This is a genomic window from Domibacillus enclensis (genome assembly GCF_900156125.1).
GTDB lineage: Bacteria > Bacillota > Bacilli > Bacillales > Domibacillaceae > Domibacillus > Domibacillus enclensis.
In genome coordinates this window covers 15,518-29,906 of the sequence record NZ_FTLX01000012.1, presented here as the reverse complement: position 1 = coordinate 29,906, position 14,389 = coordinate 15,518, and the positions used below count along the sequence as shown (strand labels likewise).

At 47.2% G+C, this 14,389-nt stretch carries 17 protein-coding genes and 1 riboswitch; of the genes, 5 read left to right on the top strand and 12 right to left on the bottom strand.

Annotated features, from left to right (window positions below; translation table 11 throughout):
* Positions 1-33 precede the first annotated feature (33 nt).
* From BW952_RS17615 to BW952_RS17605, 3 genes are read right to left on the bottom strand one after another with little or no spacing between them, the layout of a single operon-like run.
* Positions 34-1,026, bottom strand: a complete 993-nt coding sequence (locus BW952_RS17615) for an LLM class flavin-dependent oxidoreductase (protein ID WP_045851682.1) — start codon at positions 1,024-1,026, stop codon at positions 34-36.
* 14 nt (positions 1,027-1,040) lie between these two features.
* Positions 1,041-2,123, bottom strand: coding sequence for a tetraprenyl-beta-curcumene synthase family protein (locus BW952_RS17610; protein ID WP_045851681.1), 1,083 nt, complete (start codon positions 2,121-2,123; stop codon positions 1,041-1,043).
* Between the two features lie 9 nt (positions 2,124-2,132).
* The gene (locus BW952_RS17605) at positions 2,133-2,942 is read right to left on the bottom strand and encodes an alpha/beta hydrolase (protein WP_045851680.1); all 810 of its coding nucleotides are present in this window, start codon (positions 2,940-2,942) and stop codon (positions 2,133-2,135) included.
* Positions 2,943-3,046: 104 nt separating this feature from the next.
* Between BW952_RS17605 and BW952_RS17600 the strand changes: the two genes are divergently transcribed.
* On the top strand, positions 3,047-3,559 hold the full coding sequence (locus BW952_RS17600) for a gamma carbonic anhydrase (protein ID WP_045851679.1): 513 nt from the start codon (positions 3,047-3,049) through the stop codon (positions 3,557-3,559).
* Positions 3,560-3,601: 42 nt separating this feature from the next.
* On the opposite strand, the gene metK is transcribed toward BW952_RS17600, so the two are convergent.
* Positions 3,602-4,798 carry a methionine adenosyltransferase gene (gene metK, locus BW952_RS17595; protein WP_045851678.1) on the bottom strand — a complete coding sequence of 399 codons (1,197 nt, stop codon included), beginning with the start codon at positions 4,796-4,798 and terminating at the stop codon, positions 3,602-3,604.
* Positions 4,799-4,918: 120 nt separating this feature from the next.
* Positions 4,919-5,030: riboswitch (SAM riboswitch) on the bottom strand.
* 300 nt (positions 5,031-5,330) lie between these two features.
* On the opposite strand from metK, the gene pckA reads away from it, so the two are divergent.
* Positions 5,331-6,920 carry a phosphoenolpyruvate carboxykinase (ATP) gene (gene pckA, locus BW952_RS17590; RefSeq protein WP_045851677.1) on the top strand — a complete coding sequence of 530 codons (1,590 nt, stop codon included), beginning with the start codon at positions 5,331-5,333 and terminating at the stop codon, positions 6,918-6,920.
* A gap of 724 nt (positions 6,921-7,644) precedes the next feature.
* Here the strand turns inward: pckA and BW952_RS17585 are convergent.
* Genes BW952_RS17585 through BW952_RS17570 form a run of 4 tightly spaced genes read right to left on the bottom strand, consistent with a single transcriptional unit; the run spans position 7,645 to position 9,454 of the window.
* Positions 7,645-7,887: a DUF2584 domain-containing protein gene (locus tag BW952_RS17585; RefSeq protein WP_045852484.1), complete on the bottom strand. Its 243-nt coding sequence runs from the start codon at positions 7,885-7,887 to the stop codon at positions 7,645-7,647.
* Positions 7,866-8,642 carry an alpha/beta hydrolase family protein gene (locus BW952_RS17580; protein ID WP_045852485.1) on the bottom strand — a complete coding sequence of 259 codons (777 nt, stop codon included), beginning with the start codon at positions 8,640-8,642 and terminating at the stop codon, positions 7,866-7,868. Before BW952_RS17580 ends, BW952_RS17585 begins: the two co-directional genes overlap by 22 nt.
* The gene (gene ytkD / locus BW952_RS17575) at positions 8,639-9,112 is read right to left on the bottom strand and encodes an RNA deprotection pyrophosphohydrolase (RefSeq protein ID WP_045852486.1); all 474 of its coding nucleotides are present in this window, start codon (positions 9,110-9,112) and stop codon (positions 8,639-8,641) included. Before ytkD ends, BW952_RS17580 begins: the two co-directional genes overlap by 4 nt.
* 33 nt (positions 9,113-9,145) lie before the next feature.
* Positions 9,146-9,454, bottom strand: a complete 309-nt coding sequence (locus tag BW952_RS17570; RefSeq protein WP_045852487.1) for a hypothetical protein — start codon at positions 9,452-9,454, stop codon at positions 9,146-9,148.
* A gap of 121 nt (positions 9,455-9,575) precedes the next feature.
* Here BW952_RS17570 and BW952_RS17565 point away from each other — a divergent pair, with 121 nt between their 5' ends.
* On the top strand, positions 9,576-9,818 hold the full coding sequence (locus BW952_RS17565) for a DUF6154 family protein (RefSeq protein WP_045852488.1): 243 nt from the start codon (positions 9,576-9,578) through the stop codon (positions 9,816-9,818).
* 51 nt (positions 9,819-9,869) lie between these two features.
* Here the strand turns inward: BW952_RS17565 and BW952_RS17560 are convergent, their stop codons facing one another.
* Positions 9,870-10,310, bottom strand: coding sequence for a Dps family protein (locus BW952_RS17560; RefSeq protein ID WP_045852489.1), 441 nt, complete (start codon positions 10,308-10,310; stop codon positions 9,870-9,872).
* 113 nt (positions 10,311-10,423) lie between these two features.
* Here BW952_RS17560 and ytzI point away from each other — a divergent pair, with 113 nt between their 5' ends.
* Positions 10,424-10,579 (top strand): YtzI protein, encoded by a 156-nt coding sequence (gene ytzI, locus BW952_RS17555; RefSeq protein WP_414735842.1) that lies wholly within the window; start codon positions 10,424-10,426, stop codon positions 10,577-10,579.
* Positions 10,576-10,818, top strand: coding sequence for a membrane protein insertion efficiency factor YidD (gene yidD / locus BW952_RS17550; RefSeq protein ID WP_045852490.1), 243 nt, complete (start codon positions 10,576-10,578; stop codon positions 10,816-10,818). Before ytzI ends, yidD begins: the two co-directional genes overlap by 4 nt.
* Here yidD and BW952_RS17545 read toward each other — a convergent pair.
* From BW952_RS17545 to BW952_RS17535, 3 genes are all read right to left on the bottom strand, one after another.
* On the bottom strand, positions 10,804-11,343 hold the full coding sequence (locus BW952_RS17545) for a LemA family protein (RefSeq protein WP_045852491.1): 540 nt from the start codon (positions 11,341-11,343) through the stop codon (positions 10,804-10,806). The two genes, yidD and BW952_RS17545, sit on opposite strands and share 15 nt — an antisense overlap.
* 72 nt (positions 11,344-11,415) lie before the next feature.
* The gene (gene menC / locus BW952_RS17540) at positions 11,416-12,516 is read right to left on the bottom strand and encodes an o-succinylbenzoate synthase (protein WP_045852492.1); all 1,101 of its coding nucleotides are present in this window, start codon (positions 12,514-12,516) and stop codon (positions 11,416-11,418) included.
* A complete protein-coding gene (locus tag BW952_RS17535; protein WP_045852493.1) occupies positions 12,506-13,942 on the bottom strand; it encodes an o-succinylbenzoate--CoA ligase in 1,437 nt (478 codons plus the stop codon). The genes menC and BW952_RS17535 overlap by 11 nt, the downstream gene beginning before the upstream one ends.
* Between the last annotated feature and the right edge of the window lie 447 nt (positions 13,943-14,389).

The window sequence follows — 14,389 nt, the reverse complement described above, 5'->3', positions numbered from 1 at the left end:
CATAGCGTTGTGCAAAGGCTGTTTTTGTTTTTATCAACGAATGGCGGTTGAAAGCAGCTCGAAGGACCGTTTCTTTTTTTCAAAATCATATATAATGGTCACTGCCATTACTTCCTCTATTCCATATTCTTCTGAAAGCTGCTTTAGTTTTTTTCGAACCGTTTCCACGCTTCCGACAACCATCCGCTTCCGATTTTCTTGAACATGCTTTTGTTCAAACTTTCCGTATTGATAGGCTGCGGCTTTTTCAGGAGACGGTGTTCCATTTGACGGGATGCCCTGCCCCGCCATCATTAATGCCAGCTCCAGGCTCCCCGCCAAGTAAAAAGCGTCCTCGTCTGTTTCAGCACAGATAAGAAACACAGCGATATTTGCCTTCGGTGCATCCAAATAAGCGGACGGCTGAAATAATCTGCGGTATTCAGCCAGCTCCGATTGACCACCGTCTCCATTAATAAATTTGGCAAACGTATAAGGAAGCCCTTTTTCTGCAGCCAGCTGAGCACTTGAAAGGCTCGAGCCCAGCACCCAGACATCTGGCTTCACATCAATAAGAGGTGTTGCTTTTACACCTGTATAAGGGTGCGGCACCGACTGATCGTGTAAATAAGCGAGAAGATCATCAATCTGTTCTGGATACCGGTCCTTGTCCCGTTTACGTCCATCACTCAAGGCAAATGAAGCTCTGGGCATACCACCAGGAGCACGTCCAACACCAAGGTTGATTCTCCCGGGAGCCAGTGCAGCGAGCATTTTAAAGTTTTCTGCTACTTTATATGCGCTGTAGTGCGGCAGCATGACCCCACCGGAACCAATCTGAATGGATGCTGTTTTCGCTGCCAAATGAGCGAGAAGCACTTCCGGTGAGGAACCAGCGAGTGTCGATGCATCGTGGTGCTCTGATACCCAGAAACGTTCATAGCCAAGCTTTTCAGCAAGTATCGCAAGCTCAACTGTTTTCTGCAAAGCTTCAGCCGCCGTTTCTCCCTCGGAAATGGGTGATTGATCCAGAATACTGATTTTCATCTTTTTGCCACACCTCAGTCATTATAGGATTGACGCATTTTCCGGTACGTTTTATAAGTCCGTCCGTTCCAATAAAAGAAAATGCTGGCCGGTCCGGCTGTGTGAACGAGCCTGCGGCAATGCGACCGTACACTTTTCTTTCCTGCCGCTTTTTCTTCTGATAAATAAACGGCCACAATCCCTTCAATCAGGAACGAATGAAACTTCGCGTGCGGCAGCTGTTCCGTCGCTTTTTTCGCTTGCTTTAAAAAGTACAGAAACCGCTCCATCATCTCGGTCTCACTTTCATAATACGTGCAGAAATTCAGCTCTCCATCTTCCAAATCTTCTTCCTGATCAATAAAATAATCAAGCAAAATATGAATGCCCTGGCCGTACGGAAAATAGCACTCACGGACCATTTTGGCATAGGTCGGAGTAAACGCCGGCTGCATTGCACAGGACATGAGACAGTACACACCGACAGTCGATCCTGTGCAGGCAGAAAACTCATACCAGGTCATTTCCTCCGGCAGCTCGTGCTTGCGGCTCTCGAACCAGCGGATCATTCGTTCCTCCCGCTCTTCTTCACGGACATGCTTATGGATTTGCAGCTCGCTGTAATACCGGCTCAAATCCAACAGGTGCGGCTTAGCGGGTTCAAACGAAGGTGTTTTTGCTACAATACGCCGGCAGCCGTCTACTAAAGCGTTTAAGTAGCCGCCATCCTCTTTTGTTTCACGAAAGCGGTAATAGTCGCTCTTCGGCTGTCCCGGATAAAAGCAGTCCTTCAGCGCTTCGTGGAGCGCCGCAAAATCGTCTGGATTGAACGATGTCGTTTGATCGCACAGATTATCCAAATAATCGCAAATAAGCTGATAAGGAACGATAAAGGAAATCACTTTTTCAGACTGATCACCGGCAAGCATGGAGATGACGCCACCTGCTTCACAATGAAAATACTTTTTTTCATACACATCCAGAGCCTGCTGGCGAAGCTCAGGATCTGGAATTTGTTCAGCGAGCGCTTTCCACTTGCTCCATTCTGACTTCACAGCCGGAAAGATGTGCTTGTAAATCTTTCGCATTAAAAGAAGCGAATTTGTAGGGACTGACATTCTGTTACCTCACTTTTCAATAATAAAACCGAGTGCGCGCAGCCGATTATGCACAAAATCAAGTGCATATTGAAACACATCCTCCCGCTCTGGTTCGTTAAAAATTTCATGATAAAGTCCGGACCACTCTTTATACTGCAATTCGGACAGGTCAAGCTTTTTCGCAAAAAGCCGGGCCGCACTCCCGTCGGTGATCCGGTCGTCTCCGGCCTGCATAATTAAATGAGGAATATCCGGAATCTCACCCGGTCCCGCCATGGCGACCTTAATAGCCTGCACCACTTCACGGTACCAGCGGACCGACACTTTCCGGACGTATAACGCATCCTCAGCATCAAATGCCCACACTTCTTCATTGCGAGTGGCCATGTCCGATGTGAGACCGGAATCAAATTTAAGGGACGGCGTTACGGAATTTAAGCCGTGCGTCATAACATTTAAATGCTTTGGCGGTGTGTGCTTCATTTTAAACAGCGGCGACGACAAAATGACCCCGGCAGGTTCCGGCTTTTGCTCCTGCAAATACCGGGTTACAACAAGAGCGCCCATACTATGCCCTAATAAAAAAACGGGAACGTCAAATTGGTACGCTGCTTGAACCCACTCCGACAATTCTGTTGTATATTCTTTAAAGGACGAAATGTGACCGCGTCTCGCACGGGATGTCATGCCCTGCCCGGGTAAATCACCCATTACAACGTGAAAGCCGTGTTCCCGCCACATTTCAATCAGCCATCCGTACCGGCCATGGTGTTCAAGGGCACCATGTACCATCACAATAACTCCTTTTGGCTTTCCTTCACATTCCCATTTCCACATAACGTTCTCTCCTTCAAAACGACACTCGTTTTTACCATTATACAAATCTTTTGCTGTTGGATAAAATAAAACGGTACACATTCTGAAAGAAAGGGGCTGCAGCCTTGATTTATCCGTATAAAGATAAACACCCTGCTATTGCTGATTCCGCTTTTATTGCCGACTTTGCGACCATAACGGGAGATGTGGTGATCGGAGAAGAGTCCACGGTATGGTACAACACCGTCATTCGCGGGGACGTTGCGCCAACTAGGATTGGACGGCGCGTTAATATTCAAGACAATTCTGTGCTTCATCAAAGCCCGAATAATCCGCTGATTTTGGAAGATGAGGTCACCATCGGCCATCAAGTCACCTTACATAGCTGCCGGATTCGAAAAGGCGCGCTGATTGGCATGGGCTCGATCATTCTCGATAACGCTGAGATTGGGGAAGGCGCTTTTATTGGCGCAGGCAGTCTCGTTCCGCCCGGCAAAGTCATCCCGCCAAATTCGGTAGCATTCGGCAGGCCCGCCAAGGTGATCCGCGACGTAAATGATGCGGACCGACAAGACATGGCGCGCATCGTGCGCGAGTATGCGGAAAAAGGACAGTATTACAAATCGATCCAGAAATGAACAGGAAGAAACCCGCCTCTTCGAAGAGACGGGTTTCGTTTTTTATTTCGCTGCTGATTTCAGTGCGTCTGCTTTGTCTGTACGCTCCCACGGCAGATCCACGTCTGTACGGCCAAAGTGCCCGTAAGCCGCAGTCTGACGGTAGATCGGACGGCGAAGGTCAAGCATCTTGATAATGCCCGCCGGACGAAGGTCAAAGTTTTGGCGAATCAAGGCCACCAATACTTCTTCCGTCACCGTTCCTGTTTCAAACGTATCAACAGAAATGGAAACCGGCTGTGCCACACCAATCGCATAAGCCAGCTGCACTTCACACTTGTCTGCAAGACCGGCAGCGACGATGTTTTTCGCTACATAGCGTGCCGCATAAGCAGCTGAACGGTCTACTTTTGTCGGATCCTTGCCCGAGAAAGCACCTCCGCCGTGACGTGCATAGCCGCCGTACGTATCAACGATAATTTTGCGTCCCGTAAGACCGGCATCTCCTTGCGGTCCGCCAATAACGAAGCGGCCTGTCGGATTAATGAAGAATTTCGTTTCTGCGTCCATTAATTCAGCCGGAACGACTTCATTAATTACCTGCTCGCGAACTTCTTTTTGAATTTGCTCAAGCGTCACTTCCGGATGATGCTGCGTGGAAATAACGATCGTATCCACACGAACCGGCTTGCCGTTTTCATCATACTCAACCGTTACTTGCGTTTTGCCATCAGGGCGAAGATAATTTAGTGTTTCATTTTTGCGCACTTCCGTTAAACGGCGCGCCAGTTTATGAGCCAGTGAAATCGGAAGCGGCATAAGTTCTTCTGTTTCATTGCACGCAAAGCCGAACATTAAGCCCTGGTCTCCTGCACCGATTTCATCAAGCTCTTTATCCGTCATTTGTCCTTCACGCGCTTCAAGGGCAACATTAACCCCGGCGGCGATATCAGGCGATTGTTCGTCGATAGACGTTAAGACTCCTGCTGTTTCTGAGTCGAATCCGTATTTTGCACGGACATACCCGATTTCCTTTACCGTTTCACGAACGATTTTTGGAATATCCACATAAGATGAAGTGGTGATTTCTCCTGCAACAAGAACGAGTCCAGTTGTTACAGATGTTTCCGCTGCCACACGGGCATTCGGATCTTTGTCAAGAATTGCATCAAGAATTGCATCGGAGATTTGATCGCAGATTTTATCCGGATGTCCTTCCGTTACAGACTCTGATGTAAACAGGCGACGCTGTTTTACCATGAAAAAATTCCTCCTTAAAATCAGTATGTGTACGGTACTCATTTCCCTCAGGTGATCCAGAAAATAAAAAAACTCTCCCGGCATTGAGAGAGGAAAGGTTGTTTTTACTCGGGCCTTTCACTCTTATCGTCCAAGGCTGATCCTTGCTCAGGTTTAGCACCTTCTCCGAATCATCATACGGCAGGTTGCTGGGTTTCACAGGGCCTGTCCCTCCACCAGCTCAGGATAAGAGTATCCGTTCAAGTGTCAATGTTACGAAATATCGTGCTTTGTGTCAACCAAAAAAAGAAAACAATTTTTCCTGTCGATTTTAATCAGGACCCCTTACGTTTACAGCGCAACGTTCGTTTCTTTTCAGACCCGCATATCTGCACCCATATAATATGAAATAAAACAGCTTCAGTAACATCATTGCCTCCAAATAATAAAAAAATACGATTTTTTTATTTATATAGTATAGACTATTCAATTAAATGTGTTATACTAATTCCATGTTAAGCGAATACATTAATTAAGCAAAGGATGGTCGTACATGACGAACTCATTAACTGTTTCCAGCGAAATTAACGAGCTGCTGAAAGGCTCGAATATTCTTAGCCAGCCTTCTGTACCCGTTCTTGTTGAAAAGGTACTAAAGCGCGGTGAAGGTGTTTTAACGGCTCAAGGTGCCGTTCGCGCCGAAACAGGCAAGTACACAGGCCGTTCTCCGAAGGATAAGTTTATTGTAGAAGAAGCTTCTATTAAAGATAAAATTGACTGGGGTGCCGTCAATCAGCCGATATCAGAAGACGTGTTTAACCGGTTGTATGAAAAGGTGACCCGCTACTTAAAAGAAAAAGACGAACTGTTTGTTTTCAAAGGGTTTGCCGGTGCCGACGAAAAACATCGGCTGCCTATTCAGGTGATTAACGAATACGCGTGGCATAATTTATTTGCCCACCAAATGTTCATTCGCCCGACAGAGGAAGAATTGACAACACATGAAGCTGGATTCACCATTTTATCAGCTCCTTCCTTCCAGGCGGATCCGCTGACAGACGGGACAAATTCCGAAACATTTATTATTGTGTCTTTTGAACAGCGCATCGTTATAATCGGTGGCACCGAATACGCAGGTGAGATGAAAAAATCGATTTTCTCTGTCATGAACTACCTTCTTCCAGAAAACAATACGCTGTCTATGCACTGCTCAGCCAATGTCGGGTACGAAGGCGATGTCGCACTGTTCTTCGGCCTTTCCGGTACGGGGAAAACAACCCTGTCCGCTGATCCGCACCGCCGCTTGATCGGTGACGACGAGCACGGCTGGTCAGCAAATGGCGTCTTTAATATTGAAGGCGGCTGCTACGCCAAAACCATCGGGCTGACACGGGAGAAAGAGCCGCAGATTTACGACGCCATCCGTTTCGGCTCTGTTCTTGAAAATGTTGTCCTGGATCAGGATACACGCATTTCTGATTACAGCGACAACTCCTTAACGGAGAATACGCGTGCTGCGTACCCGCTTCAGCTGATCGATAACATTGTCGATCCGAGTGTAGCCGGCCACCCCAATACAATTATCTTTTTAACAGCAGATGCATTTGGTGTTCTTCCGCCGATCAGCAAGCTGTCAAAGGAACAAGCGATGTACCACTTCCTGAGCGGCTACACGTCCAAGCTTGCTGGAACTGAACGGGGCATTACGAGTCCGCAGGCGACATTCTCTACCTGCTTCGGCTCTCCATTCCTACCGCTTCCGGCAACAGTCTACGCCGAAATGCTCGGTAAAAAAATTGATGAGCATAACGCGCAAGTATTCCTTGTGAATACGGGCTGGACAGGCGGAGAATACGGAACAGGCGAACGAATGAAGCTTTCCTACACCCGCGCTATGATTCAAGCCGCTCTTGAAGGTGAGCTGAACCATACGGAAACGTATAAAACGAAGGTATTCGGTCTTGAGATTCCCCTTCACGTGCCAGGCGTACCGGATGATGTCTTGATTCCGCGCAAAGCATGGGCCAATGAAGACGAGTTTATGACAAAAGCAAAAGAGCTATCCGCCAAATTCCGCGACAACTTCAAAAAATTCGCGGGGGTCGCACCGGAAATCGAAGAAAAAGGCGGTCCAAAGCTTTAAAACAAAAAGGTTCGCGGGGTTATCCTCCGCGAACTTTTTTCATAGTTCTGAAAAACAAAAGTGTCAAGAGAATATAGGTATTTTTTAGAGCATGTTCCTTTTTATGAGCAAAATAAAGACGGTTATCTTTCTAAAAAAGCACACACAGGGGCTCCGGGCTGCCGGCTCCGCTTTCCTACTGGGCGAACGCTGAACCAGCCCGAAAACCATGGCTGTTTCAGCCTGTCCGCTCGTCCAGTGGGAGTCTTCGCCGGCCTCCCTGCGCCCGTTGTGGTTCTAATGAAACAGTGAAGAAAAAAATGCTTGAAAATACCTTATTTCAATGATTAACAAGAGGCCGTATGAGAAGAATCTTCTCTTTTTTCTTATAAAGAGCAGAATCGTTTATTATTCCCGGTTCATTCCGCTTCTTTTTGGGTTTTGACAACTGCTTTTCCTCCCCACTAGGGCGGCTGGCGCAGGACGGAGACTCGGGAGGGACCAAGCGGGTCAGGTGAGATCCACTTTTGGAGCGTAGCGATAAAAGTTAGCTCACCGCCCGCCCCTCCGAACGCGAAGTCCTGCAGAAGCCGCCCTGACTATGTTCGCGCAAGCACAGTAGCTTTGAAAAAGAGAAGTTGTCACTTGCTTTTCATTGACACATTCTTTTTTCAAAAGCATGAAAAAGGTTCGCGGAACTATCCTCCGCGAACCTTTTTTATTATTGCTCTTTTTTCTAGCTTTTTTAATTAGTTGATTTTAAAGAAACGAGCTTATACGTAATGGTCGTTGTTTCCTGCGTCCACTCCACCTTTTCAATAACAGCCGTTCCGCTTTGCTCGCTGTCCATTGTTTTATGCACAGCGACCGGGATATTGATAGGATACAGGCGATAGCCGTTTTTCTTGAGTGAAAACCGGTTTTCTTCTTCCCGTACTTCATTTCCTTTTGTGACGATCATCGTATTTAATTCCATTGGCATTCCCATTCGTTATCCCCCTTCATCCATTTTGCCAGCCGGCTGACGATTTGCCGGTTGACGGCTGGTGGTATGTAATGATCGTATTCATCGAAATACACCGTTTCCGCATGAGGCACAGCCGCCTCGAGCTTGTACGCATGCTCCACTGAAACGTTTTGGTCAAGCCGTCCGTGAATAATCAAAACCGGCGCTCCAATATGAGACGCTTCCTCGAGAGGGGTCCGCCACTCGTATTGGTCCGGTGCCCTGGCAGGACTGCCGCCAATTACACGCTTCATCATCCGGCGCATGTCCGGCCGTTCTTCGTAGGTGAGCGTCATATCCGAAACCCCGCCCCATGTCACCATTGAAGCGGCCGGCCGGTGAATAGCGGTTAAAATCGCCATGACCCCGCCTCGCGAAAAACCGAAAACATGAATCTTTCCATTGTTCACACGCGGATGCTGCTGCAGCCAGTCAAAAGCGGAAAATGCGTCTTCCCTGTCCTCCCCAGCAAAATCTTCGTTGCCTTCCCCGCCCCGGTTTCCCCGGTAAAACGGAGCAAACACGATAAAGCCTTCTGCGGCAAATTCCGCAATGCGGGACGGGCGCACCATGCCGACTCCTTTGATGCCGCCGCGCAAATATAAAAAACCATCATGCAGCTGTCCATCTGACGGTTCTGCCAAAAACCCTTTCACCATCAAGCCGCCTGATCGGTACCGCACCAAAAAAAGGCGGACACGAGGAGAAGGGGACGGGTAAGGTACACAGTCCATCATACGAATCCCCTCCTTTTCACTTCAGCAAGCGCCAGCAAAATCATGTCATCCTTCATTAAAAATGAATAATGATCCCGAAACCGAACCGTTTGAAGATCTTCCAGCTCTAGAAAAGGGCCATTCGTTTCTAAATAGTCCTCTTTCTTCTCTATATCCATTACGTGAGCGAAGAAAACAGCTTTTAAAAAAGGCGAAACCGGATCGTGGACATAATATTCTCCAATATAGTGAAGGTCGGACACAGCAGCACCGGTTTCTTCTGACACTTCACGACGCGCCGCTGCCTCAATGGATTCGCCCGGCTCTATTTTCCCGCCCGGGCATTCAATCCCCCGGTTTTTATGCTTCGTTAGCAGCCATGCCTCATTTTTCCGGCATAAAACAAGGACATGGGAGGGCTTTCGGCCAAGTGCATTTTGTTTAAAAGACATCGAAACCGTATAGCCGTTTTTGTCTGTAAATGTATACAACTGACATCCCTCACCCTGACTTCATTCACCTCATTATACGTTATTATGCCATTTTTTTATATATTCACGGGCATCTTCGTCTCCGAGCTCATAAATTTTTTCGTAAATAGATGTCAGCTTGCGGTCATATTGGTCGTTGTCTGCATCCTCATGATAAGGAATTCCAGGCAAATGAGCCCGCCAAAAGCTGCCGAATTCAGCATCGTTCATGCCTGTCATCATGTCTCTCAAAGACCGGATTTCTTTGTCATTGGCAAAAACCCTGAAATTCCACGGCGACACATCGTCTCTTGATTGAATTTCACCACTGGCCAGATCAATATAATACGGCTGTTTTTCCATTAGAATCCCTCCTTTCTACAGGTTGTGCTTAATGAAACTCATTCATTCACTAAAAAAAGTTGGAATATGATAGCGTTTTCATGTATAACTATATATATATTCTTGAAAAGGAGGCAGCGCAATGAAATTCGTGGATGAGTTGTTTGAGCTGTATCGCGGGCGCCTGCAAGGAACAGAAGACGACCTGGATATGATTACGCTCACCGTTCTTGGAGAAATGTCTGAAACGGATATAATGTCCGTAATAGGTGAAATGCCAAAAGACGAGCTTGCCTGGCTGTTCCGAGTATATTTATACGAAGGACTAAAGGAAAAGTTTAATCAGGATCAAATACCCGTCAAACATAATCGCCGGCTTCATTAATACATAAAAGAAACCCGAGTCCATAAGCGGACCCGGGTTTTCCTTCATTTATTATTTGTTCAAGAATGACTTGAGCATCCATACGTGCTTTTCAAGGCTCTGGTGAATTGCCAGAAGCATATCGCCCGTTGTTTCGTCGCCAACCTCGTCCGCAAGATCCATCGCTTCCTTCAGCTCAGCTGTCAGCGTAGTAAAGTCATCGACAAGAGACTGTACCATTTGCTCCGCCGTTTCTTTGCCTGCTGCTTCTTCTACGCTTGCTTTGTCGAGCGATTCTTTAAGCGTAGCGATCGGCTTTCCTTCAAGAGCAAGAAGGCGCTCAGCCAGTTCATCAATATGAACGCTCGCTTCCGTGTATAGCTCTTCGAATTTTGTGTGCAGTGTAAAGAACTGTGGCCCTTTTACGTACCAGTGGTAATTATGAAGCTTTGTGTAAAGGACTGTCCAGTTTGCTACCTGCTTGTTTACACTGTTTACTAATTTTTTTGACATAAAAAAATCCCTCCAACTACATTTCTGTTTATTATATCGACATATTTACTATTCCCCGCACCGTCCACATCTAAACCAAAACATGATACACTGAAGCAAAGGGGGTATACCATATGTCGACTATGATGATTGTGATCATCATTTCCATTATTGTTGTGCTTGCGGTGCTGGCTTTATCGATCTTAACCGTGAACAAGGGCTACAGCTACAAGCATACGATTGATCCACCGGAGGACACCACCCTGCAGGAAAAGGATGATCAAAAGTGAAAAAAGCCTTTTTGCTGCTGATTCGCTTTTACCAAAAAATTCTGTCCCCGCTGAAGCCCCCCACATGCCGGTTTTATCCGACCTGCTCGCATTACGGGTATGAAGCGGTACAAAAGCACGGTGCCTTAAAAGGAGGCTGGCTGACGCTGGTGCGCATTTTAAAGTGCCATCCTTTTCATCCAGGAGGATTTGATTATGTACCGGAAAAATGGCCAAAAAAAAAATCAGACCGCGGCTGATTTTTTCTCAGGGTGATGAAAAAGCTCCTTCTGCTCAAAGCCAGTGATTAGCGCGGCAATATTAGCAGGAAAGCGCCCAATCTCTTTGTTGATCTGCTCCGCATGTGTATTGTAGGCACAGCAGGCGTCCGGCATGTTCATTCTTAGCTCTTCTGCCTGAGAATGAAGCTGAATGTACTTGCCCGACGTCCGGAGACGCGGACATTTTTTCGCAGAGGCCATCATTCGTTCCGCCAGCTCGTCCAGCTTTTTGCAAAGACGTGTTTTCTCTTCAACAGGCATGTCCTGAAAGCGGTCCTGTATGACAGTGGTGTCGGCTAATATCCCCTGAGCTTCCAGGTCATAAGCAGCTACCGTTTCGGCCCATTTCACATGCACCGCCACCCGCCTTTCCATAAATGCATCCACTTCCTGAAAGGTTTCATTTAACTGTATATGGAGCTTTGTCAGCTTCCGCTTTACGCGATAAAACAAAAGAAAAGCAATGGCCGCTGCAGCACAACCTATTCCCAACCCTATGTTCATCGGCGGCACCTCTTTCCTATTCATACCCTTTCTACTTCTTTTTCCCAAAAAAAGTTTCAATAAAACGAAAATTCACTGAAAATAATAATCCGTTCGTATTTTCTCCACCCGGTTTCTGTTCACCTCATAGCCGATGCCCGGCAGCTCGGACAGGTGGATCATTCCATTTTCGACCGTGATCCCGGGATTGATCACATCTTCTTCCCAATAATAGTCTGATGAAACAATGTCTCCTGGAAGCGTAAAGCCTGGCATAGAAGCAAGTGCCATTGTATGGGCACGGGAAATACCAAATTCAATCATTCCCCCGGCCCATACGTCTATTTTGTTCGAATAACAAAAATCATGAATTCGAATCGCTTCGCTCATTCCACCTACACGGCTGTATTTCACGTTGATCACCTGGCACGCATTCATTTCAGCAGCACAGCGAACGTCATGCAGGGACCGGATGCTTTCATCCAGACAAACAGGTGTACGAATTTCTTTTTGAAGCTTGGCATGATCCCATAAGTCTTCAACAGAAAACGGCTGCTCAATCATCATAAGATGAAAGTCATCCAGCTTCTTTAAATGATTTAGATCATCCTGTGTATAAGAAGAATTGGCGTCGCCCATCAGCATCAGATGTGGATACTGGCGGCGAATGGCGAGCAGTACATCATGATCAAATCCTCTGCCCACCTTTACTTTTATACGCTTATAGCCTTTTTTCTTCAAAAAGGAAATTCGCTCCAGCATATCCTCCGTTGTTTTGCCCGCGGCTGCTGCTCCGACCGGGATGGTCTTTTTCGTTCCACCGATAATCTGATACAACGGCTTGTTTTGCTGCTTGGCAAACAAGTCCCATAAACTTGCTTCAACACCAGCCTTGGCCATTCGATTCCCTCTAACAGATGAAAAAAGGGTGTATGCCTCTTCAGGATGGCGAATGGGGTTCTTTTTCAAGAGCGGAAAAAGCAACTTTTTTATGATATGCCACTCTGTTTGAACTGTTTCTTCTGTATACCACGGTGTTGAAAAAGCCGATGCTTCTCCCCACCCGGTATTCCCTTGCTCATCCTCTGCTTCGACCAATATAACTTCCCGGTTCACGACCGTTTCCAAATGCGTGTAAAATGGCTGTTTTAATGGCATCGACACAACGTGCATCGATAGTTTTTTAATATTCATTGCGATTCTCCCATCGGTCAGCCAGCTTTCGGCGAAGCAGCTTGCTGGAGGCGTTTCGCGGCAAGACATCCATTTTGATAAAGTGGACCGGTACTTTAAAGCGGGCGAGCTTCTCCTGGCAAAAGCGGCTCAGTTCTTCTGAAGAAAGATCTGCTTCACTGACATAAAAAGCGGCTGGCACACGTCCCCACCTGCTATCCGGCACACCAACGACGCCAGCTTCCCGAATGGACGGATGACTCGTCAGGACGGATTCAATTTCAGCCGGATAAATGTTTTCACCACCGGAAATGATTAAATCCGAGCGGCGGTCCAGCACATACAAGAAACCCTCTTCGTCGAGCCGGCCAATGTCCCCCGTCCGAAACCACTTGCCATCAAATGCCGCTTTGTTTGCGTCCAGACGGTTTAAATATCCTTTCGTGACGTTCGGACCGCTTACTAAAATTTCTCCTTCTTCTTCACCTTCAATTTTCACCGCGCATGGAAACAGCGGTTTTCCTGCTGAGCCAATTTTCCGAAGTGCATCTTCCGGAGCTAAAGTGACGATCTGTGAACATGTTTCTGTCATGCCATACGTTTGAAAAACCGGAATTCCCTTTTCCTTGCAGGCTTCAAGCATTGAAACGGGAGCCGGTCCCCCTCCTAACAGAACAGACCGCAGGCGCGGATGATAGGAGCCGTCGAGCGCATGAAGCATAGTAGAAAGCATGGCCGTCACAACTGAAATCATCGTCACATCTCCTGATTTCAAGGCCTGATTGACTCTTTCTGCATCAAACTTTTCAACCAGGTGCACTTCCATACCGTACAGTACACTCTTCATTAAAATGGAATAGCCGGATATGTGAAACACCGGCACAGCGCACAACCAGGCATCATCATGATGAAGCCCCAGGTTAAAAGCGGATGCTGTCGCGCTGGCATAATGATTGGCATATGTTTGAATGACTCCTTTTGGACGGCCGGTCGTGCCAGATGTATACATAATGGAGCAGGTGCCCTCTGGAAAATATTCCTCTTTTATGTCGGCACCTGCTGTTTCATGCAGCTCGCTCATGCTGCTCGACCGAACCCCTGAAACAGTCCTTGCTTTTTGGGCTGCAGACTCATCGTAAAGAAAATAATAAGCGCCCGCGTCTTCAAGCTGCCATTTGATTTCTTCTGAGGTCAGCCGGCTGTTCAGCATGACAGCCGCCACCCCCAATTGCTGCAGCGCAAAAATAGCAAAAACGGTTTCCGGACGGTTTGAAGCAAGCAAACCACAGGCATCCCCTTCTTTAAGACCGGCTGTATGCAGTTTATTCACCATTTGATGTGTTTCTTTCAACAGCTGAGCAAAGGTCCATCTTTGCTCTTGAAATGTGAGCGCTGTCCGGTCCGGCGTTAAAAAAGCCCGCTGAACCAGCCAATTCGGCATCGTCATCTATGTTCATCCTTTCTATTTTAAAAGAGAATAAAAAACGAAGAAACTGGGACTTAACAATGAGATTGGCTCGTGAATGCAAACAACCTAGTAGCTGAAAGCCTTGATTCTCCTTTTTTCGGAAAAGAACATACAGGGGCTCCGGGCTGCCGGCTCCGCTTTTCTATGTGGCGAACGCTGAACCAGCCTAAAGTGCGCGGCTGTTTCAGCCTGTCCGCTCGTCACATGGAAGTCTCCGCCAGCCTCCCTGCGCCCGTTGTGGTTCTAATGAAGCAATGAAATTAAAAAATGCTTAAAAAGGGCTTATTCTCACTGACTTACGAATGGCTGTAGGAGAACCGCCTTTTCTTTTTTTACACGAATAATAGAATGAGGTTTGTTGTTACGCATTCAGAACGCTTCTTTTTAGGTTTTACCAGCTGCTTGCCCTCCCAACCAGGGCGGCTG

Bases quoted from the DNA above. Each gene is read 5' to 3' on its own strand.
- BW952_RS17580 (WP_045852485.1), bottom strand. From the start codon at position 8,642: ATGATGGACTGTGTACCTTACCCGTCCCCTTCTCCTCGTGTCCGCCTT.
- BW952_RS17615 (WP_045851682.1), bottom strand. From the start codon at position 1,026: ATGAAAATCAGTATTCTGGATCAATCACCCATTTCCGAGGGAGAAACG.
- BW952_RS17535 (WP_045852493.1), bottom strand. From the start codon at position 13,942: ATGACGATGCCGAATTGGCTGGTTCAGCGGGCTTTTTTAACGCCGGAC.
- BW952_RS17570 (WP_045852487.1), bottom strand. From the start codon at position 9,454: ATGGAAAAACAGCCGTATTATATTGATCTGGCCAGTGGTGAAATTCAA.
- BW952_RS17585 (WP_045852484.1), bottom strand. From the start codon at position 7,887: ATGGGAATGCCAATGGAATTAAATACGATGATCGTCACAAAAGGAAAT.
- menC (WP_045852492.1), bottom strand. From the start codon at position 12,516: ATGAATATTAAAAAACTATCGATGCACGTTGTGTCGATGCCATTAAAA.
- pckA (WP_045851677.1), top strand. From the start codon at position 5,331: ATGACGAACTCATTAACTGTTTCCAGCGAAATTAACGAGCTGCTGAAA.
- BW952_RS17560 (WP_045852489.1), bottom strand. From the start codon at position 10,310: ATGTCAAAAAAATTAGTAAACAGTGTAAACAAGCAGGTAGCAAACTGG.
- BW952_RS17610 (WP_045851681.1), bottom strand. From the start codon at position 2,123: ATGTCAGTCCCTACAAATTCGCTTCTTTTAATGCGAAAGATTTACAAG.
- ytzI (WP_414735842.1), top strand. From the start codon at position 10,424: ATGTCGACTATGATGATTGTGATCATCATTTCCATTATTGTTGTGCTT.
- BW952_RS17545 (WP_045852491.1), bottom strand. From the start codon at position 11,343: ATGAACATAGGGTTGGGAATAGGTTGTGCTGCAGCGGCCATTGCTTTT.
- BW952_RS17565 (WP_045852488.1), top strand. From the start codon at position 9,576: ATGAAATTCGTGGATGAGTTGTTTGAGCTGTATCGCGGGCGCCTGCAA.
- metK (WP_045851678.1), bottom strand. From the start codon at position 4,798: ATGGTAAAACAGCGTCGCCTGTTTACATCAGAGTCTGTAACGGAAGGA.
- BW952_RS17605 (WP_045851680.1), bottom strand. From the start codon at position 2,942: ATGTGGAAATGGGAATGTGAAGGAAAGCCAAAAGGAGTTATTGTGATG.